Source organism: Serratia sp. CY81684 (genome assembly GCF_052166595.1).
Lineage (GTDB): Bacteria > Pseudomonadota > Gammaproteobacteria > Enterobacterales > Enterobacteriaceae > Serratia > Serratia nematodiphila.
This window is the reverse complement of the sequence record NZ_JBJNOO010000003.1, coordinates 1267214-1285091: the sequence shown is the minus strand read 5'-3', so window position 1 is coordinate 1285091 and position 17878 is coordinate 1267214. Positions and strand designations below refer to the sequence as shown.

Sequence of the window (17878 nt, the reverse complement as noted above, 5' to 3'; positions counted from 1 at the left end):
TCGCGAACCGCCTTGCTTAATCAAGTCGCAGAAAACTCAGCGATTTTGCTCAATGGATTGGGCTGCTGGTCAGAGTGCGATACACTAACGCTATTGCTGATTAACCCATGAGCCTCTATGCGTGGTTTACCCTTTTGGATACTGTCGTTGTGCCTGACGGGCTCTGCCCTGGCCGCGACAACACCGCCCGCGCCCACCGCGGCGCCGCTGCCGGACATTCGCCAAAGCGGCTTTGTTTATTGCGTCAGCGGCATACTGAATACCTTCAACCCGCAAATGGCCAGCAGCGGCCTGACGGTGGATACCCTGGCCGCCCAGCTGTACGATCGCCTGCTGGACGTCGATCCCTACACCTATCGTCTGATCCCCGAGCTGGCGCAAAGCTGGGAAGTGCTGGATAACGGCGCCACCTACCGCTTCCATTTGCGCAAGGACGTGCCGTTCCAGACCACCGCCTGGTTCACGCCCACCCGCAAGATGAACGCCGACGACGTGGTGTTCAGCTTTGCGCGCGTATTCGATCAGAAACACCCGTATCACGACGTGAACGGCGGCGAATACCCCTATTTCGACAGCCTGCAGTTCGGTGATTCGGTGCAGAGCGTGAGAAAGCTCGACGACTACACGGTGGAGATTCGCCTGCAGTCGCCGGACGCCTCGTTCCTGTGGCACCTGGCCACCCACTACGCGCCGGTGCTGTCCGCCGAATACGCCGACACGCTGACGCGCGAAGGCCATCAGGAGCTGATCGATCGCGAGCCGGTCGGCAGCGGCCCGTTCCTGCTCAACGAATACCGCTCGGGGCAATATATTCGCCTGGCGCGCAACGCCGCCTACTGGAAAGGCCTGCCGCGCATGCCGCAGGTGGTGATCGATCTGGGCGCCGGCGGCACCGGCCGCCTCTCCAAGCTGCTGACCGGCGAGTGCGACGTACTGGCCTATCCGGCGGCCAGCCAGCTGTCGATTCTGCGCGACGATCCGCGCCTGCGCCTGACGCTGCGCCCGGGGATGAACATCGCCTATCTGGCGTTCAACACCCGTAAACCGCCGCTCGACAACCTCAACGTGCGCCAGGCGATCTCGCTGGCGATCAACAATCAGCGGTTGATGCAGTCGATCTATTACGGCACGGCGGAAACCGCCGCCTCGATCCTGCCGCGCGCCTCCTGGGCCTATGACAACGACGCGCACGTCACCGAGTACGATCCGGCCAAATCGCGCGAGATGCTGCGGCAGGCCGGCGTCAGCCAGCTGAACCTGAAGCTGTGGGTGCCGACCGCCTCGCAGTCTTACAACCCGAGCCCGCTGAAAACCGCCGAACTGATCCAGGCCGATCTCGGCCAGGTGGGCATCAACGTCACCATCGTGCCGGTGGAGGGCCGCTTCCAGGAAGCGCGCCTGATGGAGATGAACCACGATCTGACCTTGACCGGCTGGGCCACCGACAGCAACGATCCGGACAGCTTCTTCCGGCCGCTGCTGAGCTGCGCGGCAATCCGTTCGCAAACCAACTATGCTCACTGGTGTGATCCGGGCTTTGACGAAGTGCTGCAGAACGCGCTGCTGTCGCAGCAGCTGTCTCAGCGCATCGACAACTACCGCAAGGCGCAGAAAATCCTCGAGCAGCAACTGCCGGTGCTGCCGCTGGCGTCTTCCCTGCGCCTGCAGGCCTATCGTTACGACATCAAGGGATTGGTGCTGAGCCCGTTCGGCAACGCCTCGTTCGCCGGGGTGTATCGTGAATCCGCGCCGGAGGTGAAAAAGTGATTATCTTTACCCTGCGCCGCATTCTGCTGCTGCTGATCACGCTGTTCTTCCTGACGCTGGTCAGCTTCAGCCTGAGCTATTTCACGCCGCGCGCGCCGCTGAACGGCGCCGCCCTGCTGGACGCCTATCAGTTCTACTTCGTCAGCCTGCTGCACTGGGACTTCGGCGTTTCCAGCATCAACGGCCAGGCGATCAGCGAACAGCTGCGCGAAGTGTTCCCGGCCACCATGGAACTGTGCCTGCTGGCCTTCGCTCTGGCGCTGTTTATCGGCATTCCGCTGGGCATCATCGCCGGCGTGCTGCGCGGCAAGTGGCAGGACACCGCCATCAGCACCTTCGCGCTGCTGGGCTTTTCGATGCCGGTGTTCTGGCTGGCGCTGCTGCTGATGCTGTTCTTCTCGCTGCATCTCGGCTGGCTGCCGGTTTCCGGCCGTTTCGATCTGCTGTATCAGGTGAAGCCCATCACCGGTTTTGCGCTGATCGACGCCTGGCTGTCGGACTCGCCGTATCGCGCCGAGATGATTGGCAGCGCGCTGCGCCACATGATCCTGCCGATCGCCGCGCTGGCGGTGGCGCCCACCACCGAAGTGGTGCGGCTGATGCGCATCAGCACCGACGACGTGCTGAGCCAAAACTATATCAAGGCCGCCGCCACCCGCGGCCTGTCGCGCTTCACCATCATTCGTCGCCACGTGTTGCACAACGCGCTGCCGCCGATCGTGCCCAAGCTGGGGCTGCAGTTCTCCACCATGCTCACGCTGGCGATGATCACCGAAGTGGTCTTCAGCTGGCCGGGCCTCGGCCGGTGGCTGATCAACGCCATTCGCCAGCAGGACTATGCGGCGATCTCCGCCGGCGTGATGGTGGTCGGCACGCTGGTGATCACCATTAACGTTCTGGCCGACATTCTGGGTGCGGCAACCAACCCGCTGAAACATAAGGAATGGTATGCCCTTCGATAACGTATACCGCGAGAAAAAGATGCCGAGCCCATTGCGCTACACCTGGCGGATTTTCTACGGCGACGCGCTGGCGATGATCGGTTTTTACGGCGTGATCGCCCTGCTGCTGCTGTCGCTGTTCGGCAGCCTGCTGGCGCCCTACGCGCTGGATCAGCAGTTCCTCGGCTATCAACTGCTGCCGCCGTCCTGGTCGCGCTACGGCAACGTGTCGTTCTTCCTCGGCACCGACGATCTCGGGCGCGACATCCTCAGCCGCCTGTTGACCGGCACCGCCGCCACCTTCGGTTCCGCGCTGGCGGTGACGCTGGCCGCGGCGTTCTGCGGGGTGATCCTCGGCGTGTTCGCCGGCGTCACCCACGGGCTGCGCTCGGCGGTGCTCAACCATATCCTCGATACCCTGCTGTCGATTCCGTCGCTGCTGCTGGCGATCGTGGTGGTGGCGTTTATCGGCCCCAAACTCGAACACGCCATGCTGGCAGTGTGGCTCGCCTTGTTGCCGCGCATGGTGCGCACCATCTACAGCGCGGTGCACGATGAGCTGGAGAAAGAGTACGTGGTGGCGGCGCGGCTTGACGGCGCTTCCACGCTGCAGATCCTGTGGTATGCGGTCATGCCGAACATCGCGGCGGTGCTGGTGACCGAGTTCACCCGCGCGCTGTCGATGGCTATTTTGGATATCGCCGCACTCGGCTTCCTCGATCTCGGCGCGCAGTTGCCTTCGCCTGAATGGGGAGCGATGCTCGGCGATTCGCTTGAGCTGGTGTACGTCGCGCCCTGGACGGTGATGCTGCCCGGCGCGGCCATCCTCGTCAGCGTGCTGCTGGTTAACCTGTTAGGCGACGGTATGCGCCGCGCAATCAATGCCGGGGTGGAATAATGCCGTTACTCGATATCCGCAATCTGACGATTGAATTTATGACCGCCGAAGGGCCGGTCAAGGCGGTCGATCGCGTCAGCATGACGCTGACCGAGGGCGAGGTGCGCGGCCTGGTGGGCGAATCGGGCTCCGGCAAGAGCCTGATCGCCAAAGCCATCTGCGGCGTGACCAAAGACAACTGGCGCGTCACCGCCGATCGTTTCCGCTTCGACGACATCGACCTGCTGCAGCTGAGCCCGCGCGAACGGCGCAGGCTGGTGGGCCACAACGTGTCGATGATCTTCCAGGAACCGCAGTCCTGTCTCGACCCTTCCGAGAGCATCGGCCGCCAGCTGGCGCAGGCCATCCCGGGCTGGACCTACAAGGGCCACTGGTGGCAGCGCTTCAACTGGCGCAAACGCCGCGCCATCGAGTTGCTGCACCGCGTCGGCATCAAGGATCACGACGACATCATGGGCAGCTTCCCCTACGAGCTGACGGAAGGCGAGTGCCAGAAAGTGATGATCGCCATCGCGCTGGCCAACCAACCGCGCCTGCTGATCGCCGATGAGCCGACCAACGCCATGGAACCAACCACGCAGGCGCAGATTTTCCGCCTGTTGGCGCGTCTCAACCAGAACAACAACACCACCATTCTGCTGATCAGTCACGACCTGCAGATGATGAGCAAGTGGGCCGACCGGGTGAACGTCTTGTACTGCGGGCAAACGGTGGAAAGCGCCCAGTGCGAAGAACTGCTGGCGGCGCCGCACCACCCTTACACCCAGGCGCTGATCCGCGCCATGCCGGACTTCGGCCGCTCGCTGCCGCACAAAAGCCGGCTGAATACGCTGCCGGGCGCCATTCCTTCGCTGGAACACCTGCCGATCGGCTGCCGCCTGGGGCCGCGCTGCCCTTACGCGCAGAAGAAGTGCATCGAAACGCCGCGCCTGCGCCCGGTCAAGAACCACTTCTTCGCCTGCCACTTCCCGCTGAACATGGAGGAGCAATAACATGGAAACGCTGTTGGAAGTGCGCAACCTGAGCAAAACCTACCGCTATCGCACCGGGCTGTTCCGCCGCCAGCACGTCGAGGCGGTGAAATCGGTCAGCTTTACCCTGCGCGAAGGCCAGACGCTGGCGGTAATCGGCGAGAACGGCTCCGGCAAATCCACGCTGGCGAAGATGCTCTCCGGCATGGTAGAACCGACCGCCGGCGAACTGTTGATCGACGATCATCCGCTGGAATTCGGCGACTATCGCTACCGCAGCCAGCGCATTCGCATGATTTTTCAGGATCCGAGCACCTCGCTCAACCCGCGCCAGCGCATCGGCCAGCTGCTGGACGCGCCGCTGCGGCTGAACACCAATCTTGAGCCTGCCGAGCGCGAGCAGCGTATCAACCAGACGCTGCGCCAGGTCGGCATGCTGCCGGATCACGCCTACTACTATCCGCACATGCTGGCCTCCGGGCAAAAACAGCGCGTCGCGCTGGCCCGTGCGCTGATCCTGCAACCGAAGGTGATCGTCGCCGATGAGGCGCTGGCCTCGCTGGACATGTCGATGCGCTCGCAAATCATCAACCTGATGCTTGAGCTGCAGGAAAAACACGGTATTTCCTATATCTACGTCACCCAGCACCTCGGCATGATGAAGCATATCAGCGACCAGGTGCTGGTGATGCACGAAGGGGAAATCGTCGAACGCGGCAGCACCGCGGAGGTGTTGGCGGCGCCGCTGCACGAATTGACCAAGCGCCTTATCGCCAGCCACTTCGGCGAGGCGCTGACCGCCGATGCCTGGCGGCGCGACGGCGGCCGCTTCTGAGTCACGCCTTCACCTACAAACCCGCTGCGGCGGGTTTTTTATCGCCTTGCGCGCCTGCCGCTTAGCAAGAAAGCGCACATGCAAATTACATTCTTGTTATATATCCTTATATTTTATTCCTTTCAGTTATTGATTAGTCCGTAACATTATTTTATCTCGCCAGGGCGATCGGTGAGGATATCCCCTACGTTGCACTTCTCATACGACAGGATATCGCACTGATGAACAGCATTCGCCATCGCCGCCTTACGCAGTTTCTGCTCACGCTGGCAGCCGGTTTTTCTGTTTACGGCCACGCCCTCTGCTGTGATGAGCTGCGCTAAAACCGCCTTTCGCCCCGCCTGCGGGCATGTTGCCTCTTTGTCCAGCCGACGCTGCCGCGCGCAGCGGCGGCTGTTGATCATGATTAAGGATTGACCCTATGGAACGACTCCGTCGACAACATAATGCCCAGTGGTATCACGAAACCCAAAGCAGCGTGCGGGGCGATGCGCCGCTGGAACCGCAGGCGGCCACCCTTCGCGATCGCTTTCTGCTGGGGCTGGGCGCCTTCGCCGATGAAGCCTTAAACAATGCGCTCAGCGCTCGCGCCGGCGTGTTCAGCGCCTCGTTGGCCGGCTACCACGCGCTGTTTCCCGACCAGGTTTCGCTGTCACGATACGTGACATTGTCACCCTATGATCGCCTCAGCACCGCGCTGACCGTCGCTCAGGTGACGGGCGTGCAATCGCTTTGTAGCCACTACGCCGCCCGCCTCGCCCCGCTGCACAGCCCGGACGCCTCCCGGGAAAGCAATATCCGCCTTGCTCAGATCACCCAATATGCCCGCCAGCTTGCCAGCCAGCCCACGCTGATTTGCCGCAAGGCGCTGCAACAGCTCGCCGACGTCGGGCTGAGCCCGGCGGATATCGTCACCTTTTCGCAGGTGATCGGTTTTGTCAGCTATCAGGCGCGCGTGGTCGCGGGTGTCGCGGCGTTGGCCGGCCGGCCGGCGGTGGTGGTGCCCGGCTTCCCTAACGTCGAAGACGCCGATGGCGTCGCGTTCAGTGCCGAAGAGTTAAGCTGGACCGCGCGTCTGCCGCCAATCGACACGGAAGCCGCCGCCGCCGAACAGCTTGATGTGCTGGATCAGAGCCACCCGCAGGCGCGCGCCGAATCTTATTATCTGCTGTTGGCGCACGATGCCGCCGCACTGCGCGAGCGTAACGGGGTGTTCAACGGCATCAATGCCGAAGGATATGGGTTATCGAGCCGCCTGAAGGCGCTGGCGACGCTGGCGGTCTCGCGCATCAACGGCAGCCATTACTGCGCGGCCACCGTCGCGCAAGAATTACAGGATGAGGGATTGGTTCAGGCGCTGTTCGCCGGGCTGCCTCAGGGACTGGCGTATACCGAAGACTCGGTAAAACTCGCGGTGATGCGCACTGCCGCCGAGCTGACGCGCGCACCGGAGAAGTTCACCCCGCAGAGCGTGCAGCCGTTGTTCAACAGCGGCCTGAATCAGGCGCAGGCGCTGGAAGTGATCCTCACCGCCGCGCTCTACGCCTGGGAAAATCGCCTGCGCCAAACGCTGGGCGATGCGGAACCGGCACAACCGGCGCCGTGATCTGTCATCACTGAGTTGACGGCTAGCGTCCTTCGCCGTTAACTCACCCTTCTCTGTTTCGGCGAAAAACTTCACCAAAATATAAATTGATAAAGCAAAAATCCAAACACACTTCATTTATCAGGATTATGATTCGTTTTGTTCTAGCATCGGCGAAAAACAGGGTTCGTCAAAATTATGTCTGCAAACAAAGCAATAGGCAGATTGCGCCATCGCTCAATTCTGTAACCGTTCTCATCGCATAAGCAGTAAAACAAGGTTTTAACCCTGCTAATTAATAGATGAACTCATTAACACCCCTAACCTTTCAGCAGTGGTCGTCTTGCTATTTCGTTTCTATGATTAAGCCGATAGCGGCGTTGTGATGCCCCCTTTTAAATATTCAACAAAGATAAACGCTCGCCGTTATTCCCATTATTTTAATTTTCTATCACAGCAAAAAAATATTGTGAGGTAACCCTATGTCTGAACAAGAACTTAAATCCAGCAACAGTATCGTTAACGTGATTGTCGTCATCGATACCGATGCCCTGATAGAAGCATTCGAGAATAACAACCCCAGCCAGGACGCCGGCAACCCGACGGGCATTGGCCATCAATACGCCTATATGGTCGTCACCTCCGAACAGGTGATCGGCGGCTCCGGTACGGCGGACCTGAATTTTAAAGCCAATGTCGGCGACGTCATTCGCTGGACCGGCACCTCGGAATCCGCCAATTTCGACGCCAGCGTGCTGATCTACGGGCTGCCGCAGTTCGGCAGCGGCACCCAGGTTTTCTCCAACCCGACCTTCAAAATGTATACCCGCAGCTCGATGATGCCGGCGCAAAATACCGTATTCCCCGTCAGCTTCACCAACCAAACCTATTGGTTTATACAGGCGGACATTACCAATACCGGCACGGAAAACTATTGCATCCAATTTGGCCTTTATTATCGGCCAAACGGCGGCGATCAGAAATTACTGGGTTATTTCTATTGGGATCCGACCATTACCATCAGTAATTAACATGATTTCATCGGCCGTTAGAGAAAACATGATTATGGCCCCGTGGGGCCATAATCATGGGGGAACATCGGATAAACTTAAACGTCTCTATTCCTTTTGCCGACGCAGCCACTCGCTGGCGGCATCGAAGAATTTTTGCGCCAACGGCGTGGCGCGCTCCGCCATATCAACCACCACCGCCGCATGGCGCGGCATGGCGGCGATGGCCACCGGCCGCCGCTGCAGTTCCGGCATCAGCGGCGATTGCAACTGGCCGCGCGGGAACAACCCGCAACCCAGGCCGACGAAAATCCCTTCCAGCAGTTGGAAGATCGAAGCGGTTTCCAGCCGCGGGTGCAGCGTCAACCCGGCGTCGCGGAAATGCTGATCGAGATAGCGGCGAAAATACCGCGTCGGCTCGGCCAGGCACAGCGGCAAGGCGGCCACCGCCTCCAGCGGCAACGGTGTGTCGCCCACCAGCTTAGGGAAGTGTTGCGGATGAAATACCAGCTCAACGCCGGTTTCCACCAGCGGTTGTGATTGAAAATGCAGTTCCTTCAGCGTCGACAGCTCGAAAAAGCCGATGCCGATGTCGACGGTATGCGCCGTCAACGCCTCCAGCAGTTGATCGGCGCTCAGCACCGCCAGCCGGTAATCAAGATGCGGATAACGCTCGCTGACCGCCTTGAGCATTTCCGCCACCGAGATGCTGCACTGCGGCACCACGCCAAGGCGTAACGTACCGTGCAAACCGTGCTTGAGCGACTCCACCTCCAGCTTCAGCCCTTGGTAAACCGAGACGATCTCACGCGCCCACGCCAGCACCCGCTCGCCTTCGGCGGTAAAACCGCCGAAATGGTTGCCGCGGTTAATCAGCGAAACGCCCAGCTCTTTTTCCAGGTTTTTCAATCGCATGGACAACGTCGGCTGGCTGACGAAGCTGGCCTCCGCCGCCCGGCCGAAGTGGCGTTCCCGTTCTAAATTACACAAATAAATCAGTTGTTTAATATCCATAGCGCGGCTCAATGATCGGCATTCGCGCTCAGTATACCACCGGGCGTCGTCGCTCGCCCGGTGAGTCAGAGCTTCAGCTTCATGTAATCCATCAGGCGTGAGAACACGCCGCCCTGCGGCACCGCCTGCAGCGCCACCAGCGGCAGGGTTTTCACCACCTGGCCATTATCGCTGATGCGGATCTCGCCAACGGTTTGTCCTTTGTTGACCGGCGCTTCCAGCCGCGCAGCATTGATCACGTACTGCGCCTTCAGTTTGTCCGCCTCGCTTTTCGGCAGGCTGAGCGACTGGTCCTGCGCACTGCCGACCGGCAAGCGGTGGTTTTCGCCGTACCAGACCGGTTCTTCCCCCAGGCTCTGGCCGGCGCTGAACAGGTGCACCGTGGTAAAGTCGCGCAGCCCCCACGTCAACAGCTTACGCGCCTGTTCCTCGCGGCCTTTGGAACTTTTGCCGCCCATCACCACAGCGATCAGGCGGCGATCTCCTTCGGTGGCGGAGGCGATGATGTTGAAGCCGGCCGAGGCGGTGTGCCCGGTTTTCAGGCCGTCGACGTGCAGAGTCTTATCCCACAGCAGGCCGTTGCGGTTCTGCTGCGTGATGCCGTTCCAGGTCAGCGATTTCTCGCTGTACATGTGGTATTCCGCCGGCTCGCTCATGATGATGGCGCGCGCGATCACCGCCAGATCGCCGGCGGTGGTGAACTGCCCTGGCGCATCCAGCCCGTGCACCGTCTCAAAATGGGTGTTCTGCAATCCCAGCTGGGCGCTCTTTTCGTTCATCAGCTTGACGAAGTTGGCCTGGCTGCCCGCCACATAGTCCGCCATCGCCACGCAGGCATCGTTGCCGGAATCAATGATGATGCCGCGGCTGAGATCGCGAACCGTGACCCTGTCACCTGGTTTCAGAAACATCAGCGAGGATCCTTTGAACACCGGGTTGCCCTGCGCCCAGGCGTCTTTCCCCACGGTGACGACATCGTCGAGGCCAATCTTATGCTGGTCGAGCGCGTGGTCGATCACCAACCCGGTCATCAGTTTGGTCAGGCTGGCCGGATTGCGCCGCTCGTCGGCATTGCCGGCGGCCAACACCTGGCCAGTGGTGTAATCCATCAAAACGTAAGAGGCGGCGTCTATCGCCGGCGGAGTCATGGCGGGAAAATGGGACGCCGTTTCCGCCGCCTGCGCCGCCAAAGGCAGTAACATACCGCCAATCACTACTGATACTGAACGCTTCACGCTGTGTTCCTCAGGCCCGCAGGCTAAATAAAATGCCAATATAATCCGCGAGATAGACTGCATGAATTCACTTTCAGGCGAAACCATTACTCTTTTGCAGCGGGTGTCTTTATGCAACCATTTGTTTAGGTCAACATCCATCTGCGATAGATATGCTCTATGCCGCCATTGCACCATTCGATTAGACGCCCGCCTGCCGCGCTCCTAAACTTGTGACATAAATACGCAAAACGCATAAAAAAGCGTTTACTTTTTAGCTACAACCACCTGCGAAGTGTCACCATGAAATTCAAACCGTCAATCAAGCCTTATACCGGCCCGGCGGGCGGCTGGGGTTCGCTTGAAGCCACCACCCGCTTTGTCCTCGACAGTAAACAAACGCTAAAAAACATGCGCAACCTGATGCGCGTCAACAAGGCGCGCGGCTTCGACTGCCCCGGTTGCGCCTGGGGCGACGATAATCACAGCACCTTCAGCTTTTGCGAAAACGGCGCCAAAGCGGTCAGTTGGGAAGCGACGCGCAGCGCCGTGGAGCCTGAGTTCTTCGCCGCCCACAGCGTCAGCACCCTGCAGCAGCAGAGCGACTATTTCCTCGAGTATCAGGGGCGCCTCACCCATCCGATGCGCTACAACGCCGAAACCGACCACTATGAGCCTATCCATTGGCCGGACGCGCTGGCGCTGATCGCCAAACACATCAACGGCATGGACAACCCGAACCAGATCGAGCTGTATACCTCGGGCCGCGCCAGCAACGAAGCGTCGTACCTTTATCAGCTGTTTGGCCGCATGCTCGGCACCAGCAACTTCCCCGACTGTTCCAATATGTGCCACGAGGCGAGCGGCGTTGGGCTGAAACAGAGCATCGGCGTCGGCAAAGGCACCATCCGCATCGATGACTTCGAAAAGGCCGATGCCATCTTCGTGTTCGGTCAAAACCCCGGCACCAACCACCCGCGCATGCTGCACAGCCTGAAAAACGCCGCCCGACGCGGCGCGCGCATCGTCAGCTTTAACACCCTGCGCGAGCGTGGGCTGGAAAGATTCGCCGATCCGCAGGATCCGGTGCAGATGCTGACGCCAAAATCCTCGCCGATCAGCTCTTCCTATTACCAGCCGAATCTGGGCGGCGATATGGCGGCGGTGCGCGGCATGGTGAAAGCCCTGCTGGAAACCCACCGTCAGCGCCTCGCCGCCGGTGAACCAGCCTTGTTTGACCTGGCGTTTATCGAACGGCACAGCGTCGGCGTGGAGGCTTATCTGGCGCAGGTGGACGCCACCGAGTGGCAGACCATCACCGCGCAATCGGGCCTGAGCGAAGCGCAATTGCGCCAGGCGGCGGCCACCTACCAGGGTGCTGAACGGGTGATCTGCACCTGGGCGATGGGCGTGACTCAGCATAAGCACTCTATTGCAACGGTGCGTGAAATCACCAACCTGCAGCTGCTGTTCGGGCAACTGGGCAAACCGGGCGCCGGTCTGTGCCCGGTACGCGGCCACAGCAACGTCCAGGGCAACCGCACCATGGGGATCGATGAGAAGTCGCCGAAGGCGCTGCTCGACAGCCTGGAACGCCACTTTAACTTCACCGCCAATCGCGCGCTGGGCCACAACACGGTGGAAGCGATCGAAGCGATGCTGCGCGGCGAAGTGAAAGTGCTGATCGCGCTGGGCGGCAATCTGGCCGCCGCGGCGCCGGACACCGAGCGCACCGCCCGCGCCCTGCGCAACTGCGATTTGACGGTACACATCAGCACCAAACTTAACCGCAGCCACCTGGTGACCGGCAAAGACGCGCTGATCCTGCCGACGCTCGGCCGCACCGAACTGGACATGCAGGCCAGCGGCTCACAGTACATCACGGTCGAGGATTCGTTCAGCATGGTGCACGCCTCGGAAGGCATCGGCAAACCGCTGGCGGATACTCAACGTTCGGAGACGGCGATCGTCTGCGGCATCGCCGACGCCGTGCTCGGTACGCAACAGCTGGACTGGCTGGAACTGGCCGACGACTACTCGCTGATCCGCGATCACATCGCCGCCACCATTCCCGGCTTCGAGGATTTCAACCGGCGCTGCGAGCAGCCCGGCGGCTTCTACCTGGGCAATGCCGCCGCCGAACTGCGTTTCGCCACGCCGAGCGGCAAGGCGGAATTCAGCGACGCCGCGCTGCCGACTACTCTGTTCCCGCAGCTGGGCGGCGAGCAAGCGCCGTTTACCCTGCAGACGCTGCGCTCGCACGATCAGTACAACACCACCATCTATGGTCTGGATGACCGCTACCGCGGCGTTTACGGTCAGCGCGAAGTGCTGTTCATTCATCCGGAAGATCTGGCGGCGCTGGGCCTGCAGGATGGCGAACGGGTAGAGATAGAAACCCTGTGGAACGACGGCGTGGTGCGTAAGGTAGATGGATTCAAGCTGGTGAGTTACGACATCCCGCGTGGCAATCTGGCGGCCTACTACCCTGAAACCAACCCGCTGGTGCCGCTGGCAAGCTTCGGCGACGGTACCGGCACCCCGACCTCGAAGTCGATTCCGGTGGCAATTCGCCGCAGCGAGCAGCAACCGTCGCTGCGCATCGCCTGAAAACGCGCGCCCGGTTCACGCCGGGCGCGCCAATATTTCCAGGATAGTCTGCAATTCCTCGGACAGCTGATGCCGCCGCCAGACGAAATAGAGATCGCTCACGCCCTCCTCGCCCATTTCCACCACCTTCAGCCCCGGCGCCGGCAAGATCAGCGGCAGCAACGAACCCGGCACGCAGGCGACACCGCAACCGGCCTGCACGCAGGCTGCCATCGCGGCATAAGATTCCATTTCCAGCGTCATGCGCGGTTTCAGCCCGCGCGAGGCCAGCCAGTGATCGACCTTCAGCCGGAACGAGCACTCGCGGCTGAACGTGTAAAACTCCAGCGGCGCCAGCGTGGCGGCGTCGGGCTGCCCGACATCCGCCGGCATCAGCAGCACCAGCCGTTCGTCAAACGCCTTTTGGCTGGCCAGCAGCGGATGTTCAATTGGGCCGTCGGTAATCGCCAGATCGAGATCGCTGTCGATCAGCATGCGTTCCAGCACCAGCGAGTCGCGGCTCAGCACGTTGATGTGCAAATGAGGCTGTAAACGGCGCAGCCGGGCAATGCGCGCCGGCAAGTGACTGACCAGCGAAAAATCCAGCGCGCCGAGGTTTAACAGCCCATGCTGTTGCTCGCCGGCGAACAGCTGCTTGCTGCGCTCGGCCTGCGCCACGATGTCGCGCGCCTGCTGATAGAACAGTCGTCCTTTGGGATTCACGTACAGCCGGTTCTTGTCGCGGAAAAACAGCTCGCCGCCCAGCGACTCCTCCAGCTCGCGCAGCCGCAGCGTGACGTTGGAAGGCACGCAGTGCAGCTCGCGGGCGGCGGCGGCGATGGTTTTGTGTTCCACCACGGTGCAGAAAAACTTCAGCTGACTCAGCTTCATTTATCATTCACTTTTAGTTAGTGTTTTAGTTAAAAACAATCACTTTAGATTAGCATCGATTTCATCTACAGTCTGCCGACACCCTGAGGAGGATCTCTGATGCCACTGAATGACCTACTGACGCTGCCCGGCGTGGCGGCCCAACCGGACGCGGTAACCGATGGTTACGTGTTCAACCACACCATGATCCGCGTGAAGGACCTGACCAAGGCGCTGGATTTCTATACCCGCGTACTGGGCTTTACGCCTGTCTATCTGGAAACGTTCGAAGAAGCCGCTTTCACCATTTGCTACCTGACGCGCAGCCCGCTCGAGCAGATCCCGCAGGATGACGACGAACGCAAACGCTGGGCGCTGAGCCAACCGGGCATTCTCGAACTGACCCATAACCACGGCACCGAAAATCAGGCGGATTTCCACTACCACAACGGCAACGGCGAGCCGCGCGGCTTTGGCCACCTGTGCGTCACGGTGCCGGACGTGCGCGCCGCCTGTGAGCGTTTTGAGCGCCTGGGCGTCACCTTCCAGAAACGCCTGCATGAAGGCCGCATGAACTACGTGGCGTTCATTCGCGATCCGGACGATTACTGGATTGAAATCCTGCAGCCGACGCCGCTGCGGGGCTGATTGTCACCCGCCCTTCACCCCGGCCCTCGCGCCGGGGTTTTTCGTCGATAGCGCTTCGATTGACCATTCTTGCGCAAAATCGCGCGGCAACGCGGGGTTCCGTGACGTTAGGCTTGCTCGCAGCGGGTGATTCGCGTAAAACTGTCAGCCGCAAATCTTGCCACTCACAACCCATTCACTGGACGATATGTTTCAAGATAACCCGCTGCTGGCGCAGCTAAAACAGCAACTTCACTCTCAGACCCCGCGCGTTGAAGGCGTCGTGAAAGGGACTGAGAAAGGCTTTGGCTTTCTTGAAGTAGACGGTCAAAAAAGCTACTTCATTCCGCCGCCGTACATGAAGAAAGTCATGCACGGGGATCGCATTATCGCCACCCTGCACACCGAGAAAGAGCGCGAAATCGCCGAGCCGGAAACCCTGGTCGAGCCATTCCTGTCGCGCTTTGTCGGCCGCGTGCAAAAGCGCGACGATCGTCTGTCCATCGTGCCCGATCATCCGTTGCTGAAAGAGGCGATTCCGTGCCGCCCGGTGCGTGAATTGACCCACAACTTCCAGGCCGGCGACTGGGCGGTGGCGGAAATGCGCCGCCATCCGCTGAAAGGCGATCGCGGCTTCAACGCCGATCTGACCCAGTTTATCACCAACGGTGAAGACCATTTCGCCCCGTGGTGGGTGACGCTGGCACGCCACAATCTGGAAAAAGAAGCGCCGGAGATGCAGGCCCTTAGCGAGCCGGACGCCGCGCTGACGCGTGAAGACCTGACCGCGCTTGAATTCGTCACCATCGACAGCGCCAGCACCGAAGACATGGACGATGCGCTGTACGTGACCGACAACGGTGACGGTTCGCTGCAGTTGACCATCGCCATCGCCGATCCGACCGCCTACGTCGAGCAAGGCAGCAAGCTGGACGATATCGCCCGCGTGCGCGCCTTCACCAACTATCTGCCGGGCTTCAATATCCCAATGCTGCCGCGCGATCTGTCGGACAACCTGTGCTCACTGCGCCCTAATGAGCGCCGTCAGGTGCTGGCTTGCCGCGTGACCATCGCCGCCGACGGCGCGCTGGGCGACGATATTCAGTTCTTCGCCGCCGAGATCGAATCCAAAGCCAAACTGGTGTACGACGAAGTTTCCGACTGGCTGGAAGGCATTGCCGGCTGGCAACCGCCGAGCGACGCCATCGCACAACAGATCACCCTGTTGAAACGCGTTTGCGACGCGCGTAACGCCTGGCGCCACCAGCATGCGCTGGTATTCAAAGATCGCCCGGACTACCGCTTCGTGCTGGGTGAAAAAGGCGACGTGCTGGAGATCGTCACCGAGCAGCGCCGCAGCGCCAACCGCATCGTTGAAGAGTGCATGATCGCCGCCAACGTCTGCGCCGCCATCGTGCTGCGCGATCGTTTGGGCTTCGGCGTGTACAACGTGCACACCGGTTTCGATCCTGCGCTGGTTGAGCAAGCGGTCACCGTATTGCAGGCTAACGGCGTGGAAGCCGAAGCCGAAAAACTGCTGACCCTTGAGGGCTTCTGCGAACTGCGCCGCCACCTGGATGCGCAGCCGACCCAGTTCCTCGACAGCCGCATCCGCCGCTTCCAGACCTTCGCCGAGATCAGCACCACGCCGGGGCCGCACTTCGGTCTGGGGCTGGAGGCTTACGCCACCTGGACATCGCCGATCCGTAAATACGGCGACATGGTCAACCATCGCCTGCTGAAGGCAATCATCAACCAGCAATCGGCCGAAAAACCGCAGGATGACGTGACGGTGCAGCTGGCGGAGCGCCGCCGCCTGAACCGCATGGCGGAACGCGACGTCGGCGACTGGCTGTACGCCCGCTTCCTGCAGGACAAGGCCGGTACCGATACCCGCTTCAACGCCGAGATTATCGACGTGACACGCGGCGGCCTGCGTGTGCGCTTGTTGGACAACGGCGCGGTTGCCTTCATCCCGGCACCGTTCATTCACGCGGTGCGTGACGAGATGCAGTGCAGCCAGGAAACCGGCACCGTGCAGATCAAAGGTGAAGTGGTTTACCGCCAGAGCGACACCTTGCAGGTCACCATCGCTGAAGTGCGCATGGAAACCCGCAGCGTGATCGCCCGCCCTGTGGCCTGAACGCCAACCTGAAACGGTCGTAACGCAAAACGCCGGCGGTGAGAACCGCCGGCGTTTTTTTCGCCCCGCGTCTGCTAGCGCAGCGGATCGCCGCCGGTTTCACGCAACAGCGGCAGCGCGGCCAGCGAGATCAGCGTCGCCAACATCAGATAGCCGGCGGGCGCCAGCAGCGAACCGCTGAGTGCGATCGACTGTGAAGCGATGTATTGGGCAAAGCCGCCGAAGATTGCGACGCCAAGGCTATAAACCAACGCAAACCCCAGCGCGCGCACCCGCTGCGGAAACAGCTCGGAAATCACCAACAGCGTAGGAACAGACCCCAACGTCGTTAACCCAACCATCAGCGCAACCACGCTCAGCAACACCGCCGGATACGGCGCCACCGTCAGCAGCCAGAAAACCGGCAACGCCAGCAGCAAAATAGCGATCCGCGCCCGGCGGATCAGCGGCAGACGGCCATAGCGATCGCACCAGCTCCCAACCAGCAAACTGCCGCCGAAAGTGATGATCCCGGCCAGCAGCATCGCGGCATAGCCGTATGTCTGCGCCATGCCCAGATACTTCACCGCAAAGGTACCGAAATAATACATAGAGATGTAAGTGGCGACCGTGGCGCCGATGGTCAACATCACGCCGAGTACCACCGCACGCGAGTGCCGGCGCAGCTGCACAGGCGGCTCCTGAGTGCGCGGCATCGGTGGACGGTCGCTTTCCAGCCCGAGGCGCAGCCAGCAACCGAGCGGAGCAAGCGCCACGCCGATAAAGAAAGGAATGCGCCAGCCCCATTCAGCCATCGCGTTCGGCTCGCCGGAGATCGCCGGCAACGCTGCGCTGAGCGCCAGCGCGGTGACGCCGCCAACCACGGTGGCGATGCCCTGCGTCGCCAGCGACCAGCTGGAATAGAAGCCGCGCCGGTTAGGTGGCGCCGACTCCACCAGCAACGACATCGATGCGCCCACCTCGCCGCCCGCCGCCACGCCCTGGATCAAACGCGCCACCACCAGCGTGATGGTTCCCCAATAGCCGGCGCTGGCGTAGGTCGGCGCAAAACCGATCATCGCCGTACCCAGGCTCATCAGTGAAATCGTCAGGATCATCGCCGGTTTGCGCCCGCGGCGATCGGCATAGGCGCCGATCAAAATACCGCCCAGAGGCCGCATAATAAAACTGACGCCGAACGTGGCGAACGCCAGCAGCAACGCCAGATTGGGATCGCTCGACGGCGGAAAGAACAGCACACTAATATAAATGACGAAGAAGTTATAAATGCCGAAGTCGAAAAATTCCAACGCATTACCGAAGGAGGCGGCAAATATCACTTTCTTGCCGCCCGTCTTCGACGGCGCGTTTATTTCTGATTGCGTCACCGCCGTATTTTCACTCATTATTATCTTCCCTGTTATTATTTTTCTGA

Annotated in this window: 15 protein-coding genes; 10 read left to right on the top strand and 5 right to left on the bottom strand. The window is 60.8% G+C overall.

The genetic code is table 11. From position 1 onward, the window contains the following. Window positions 1–117 precede the first annotated feature (117 nt). Genes sapA through sapF form a run of 5 tightly spaced genes read left to right on the top strand, consistent with a single transcriptional unit; the run spans window position 118 to window position 5412 of the window. Window positions 118–1767 (top strand): ABC transporter substrate-binding protein SapA, encoded by a 1650-nt coding sequence (gene sapA, locus ACJ8QF_RS14005; protein ID WP_015378016.1) that lies wholly within the window; start codon window positions 118–120, stop codon window positions 1765–1767. Continuing rightward, window positions 1764–2729, top strand: coding sequence for a putrescine export ABC transporter permease SapB (gene sapB, locus ACJ8QF_RS14000; protein WP_004930575.1), 966 nt, complete (start codon window positions 1764–1766; stop codon window positions 2727–2729). The genes sapA and sapB overlap by 4 nt, the downstream gene beginning before the upstream one ends. Continuing rightward, window positions 2716–3606, top strand: coding sequence for a putrescine export ABC transporter permease SapC (gene sapC, locus ACJ8QF_RS13995; protein WP_004930580.1), 891 nt, complete (start codon window positions 2716–2718; stop codon window positions 3604–3606). The genes sapB and sapC overlap by 14 nt, the downstream gene beginning before the upstream one ends. Continuing rightward, window positions 3606–4598, top strand: coding sequence for a putrescine export ABC transporter ATP-binding protein SapD (gene sapD, locus ACJ8QF_RS13990; protein WP_004930587.1), 993 nt, complete (start codon window positions 3606–3608; stop codon window positions 4596–4598). The genes sapC and sapD overlap by 1 nt, the downstream gene beginning before the upstream one ends. A 1-nt stretch (window position 4599) precedes the next feature. Continuing rightward, window positions 4600–5412 carry a putrescine export ABC transporter ATP-binding protein SapF gene (gene sapF, locus ACJ8QF_RS13985; RefSeq protein WP_442537593.1) on the top strand — a complete coding sequence of 271 codons (813 nt, stop codon included), beginning with the start codon at window positions 4600–4602 and terminating at the stop codon, window positions 5410–5412. Window positions 5413–5558: 146 nt separating this feature from the next. On the opposite strand, the gene ACJ8QF_RS13980 is transcribed toward sapF, so the two are convergent. After that, complete coding sequence (locus ACJ8QF_RS13980) at window positions 5559–5816, bottom strand: hypothetical protein (RefSeq protein ID WP_004930590.1); 258 nt, start codon at window positions 5814–5816, stop codon at window positions 5559–5561. 17 nt (window positions 5817–5833) lie between these two features. Here ACJ8QF_RS13980 and ACJ8QF_RS13975 point away from each other — a divergent pair, with 17 nt between their 5' ends. Together ACJ8QF_RS13975 and ACJ8QF_RS13970 are read left to right on the top strand one after the other, a co-directional pair. After that, the gene (locus ACJ8QF_RS13975) at window positions 5834–7018 is read left to right on the top strand and encodes a CMD domain-containing protein (protein WP_442537592.1); all 1185 of its coding nucleotides are present in this window, start codon (window positions 5834–5836) and stop codon (window positions 7016–7018) included. A 461-nt stretch (window positions 7019–7479) separates the two neighbouring features. Continuing rightward, the gene (locus ACJ8QF_RS13970) at window positions 7480–8028 is read left to right on the top strand and encodes an inclusion body family protein (RefSeq protein WP_015378018.1); all 549 of its coding nucleotides are present in this window, start codon (window positions 7480–7482) and stop codon (window positions 8026–8028) included. 87 nt (window positions 8029–8115) lie between these two features. Here ACJ8QF_RS13970 and ACJ8QF_RS13965 read toward each other — a convergent pair whose 3' ends face one another. Next, a complete protein-coding gene (locus ACJ8QF_RS13965; RefSeq protein ID WP_004930593.1) occupies window positions 8116–9021 on the bottom strand; it encodes a LysR family transcriptional regulator in 906 nt (301 codons plus the stop codon). A 65-nt stretch (window positions 9022–9086) separates the two neighbouring features. Next, complete coding sequence (gene dacD, locus ACJ8QF_RS13960; RefSeq protein ID WP_131164750.1) at window positions 9087–10256, bottom strand: serine-type D-Ala-D-Ala carboxypeptidase DacD; 1170 nt, start codon at window positions 10254–10256, stop codon at window positions 9087–9089. 282 nt (window positions 10257–10538) lie between these two features. On the opposite strand from dacD, the gene ACJ8QF_RS13955 reads away from it, so the two are divergent. After that, window positions 10539–12845, top strand: coding sequence for an FdhF/YdeP family oxidoreductase (locus ACJ8QF_RS13955; protein WP_131164751.1), 2307 nt, complete (start codon window positions 10539–10541; stop codon window positions 12843–12845). Window positions 12846–12860: 15 nt separating this feature from the next. Here ACJ8QF_RS13955 and ACJ8QF_RS13950 read toward each other — a convergent pair whose 3' ends face one another. Beyond that, complete coding sequence (locus ACJ8QF_RS13950) at window positions 12861–13715, bottom strand: LysR family transcriptional regulator (RefSeq protein ID WP_015378022.1); 855 nt, start codon at window positions 13713–13715, stop codon at window positions 12861–12863. 99 nt (window positions 13716–13814) lie between these two features. Between ACJ8QF_RS13950 and gloA the strand changes: the two genes are divergently transcribed. Continuing rightward, window positions 13815–14342 carry a lactoylglutathione lyase gene (gene gloA, locus ACJ8QF_RS13945; RefSeq protein ID WP_049188996.1) on the top strand — a complete coding sequence of 176 codons (528 nt, stop codon included), beginning with the start codon at window positions 13815–13817 and terminating at the stop codon, window positions 14340–14342. A gap of 187 nt (window positions 14343–14529) precedes the next feature. Next, window positions 14530–16464 carry an exoribonuclease II gene (locus ACJ8QF_RS13940; RefSeq protein ID WP_442537591.1) on the top strand — a complete coding sequence of 645 codons (1935 nt, stop codon included), beginning with the start codon at window positions 14530–14532 and terminating at the stop codon, window positions 16462–16464. Between the two features lie 74 nt (window positions 16465–16538). Here ACJ8QF_RS13940 and ACJ8QF_RS13935 read toward each other — a convergent pair whose 3' ends face one another. Beyond that, window positions 16539–17849 (bottom strand): MFS transporter, encoded by a 1311-nt coding sequence (locus ACJ8QF_RS13935; RefSeq protein ID WP_442537590.1) that lies wholly within the window; start codon window positions 17847–17849, stop codon window positions 16539–16541. Window positions 17850–17878: the final 29 nt, after the last annotated feature.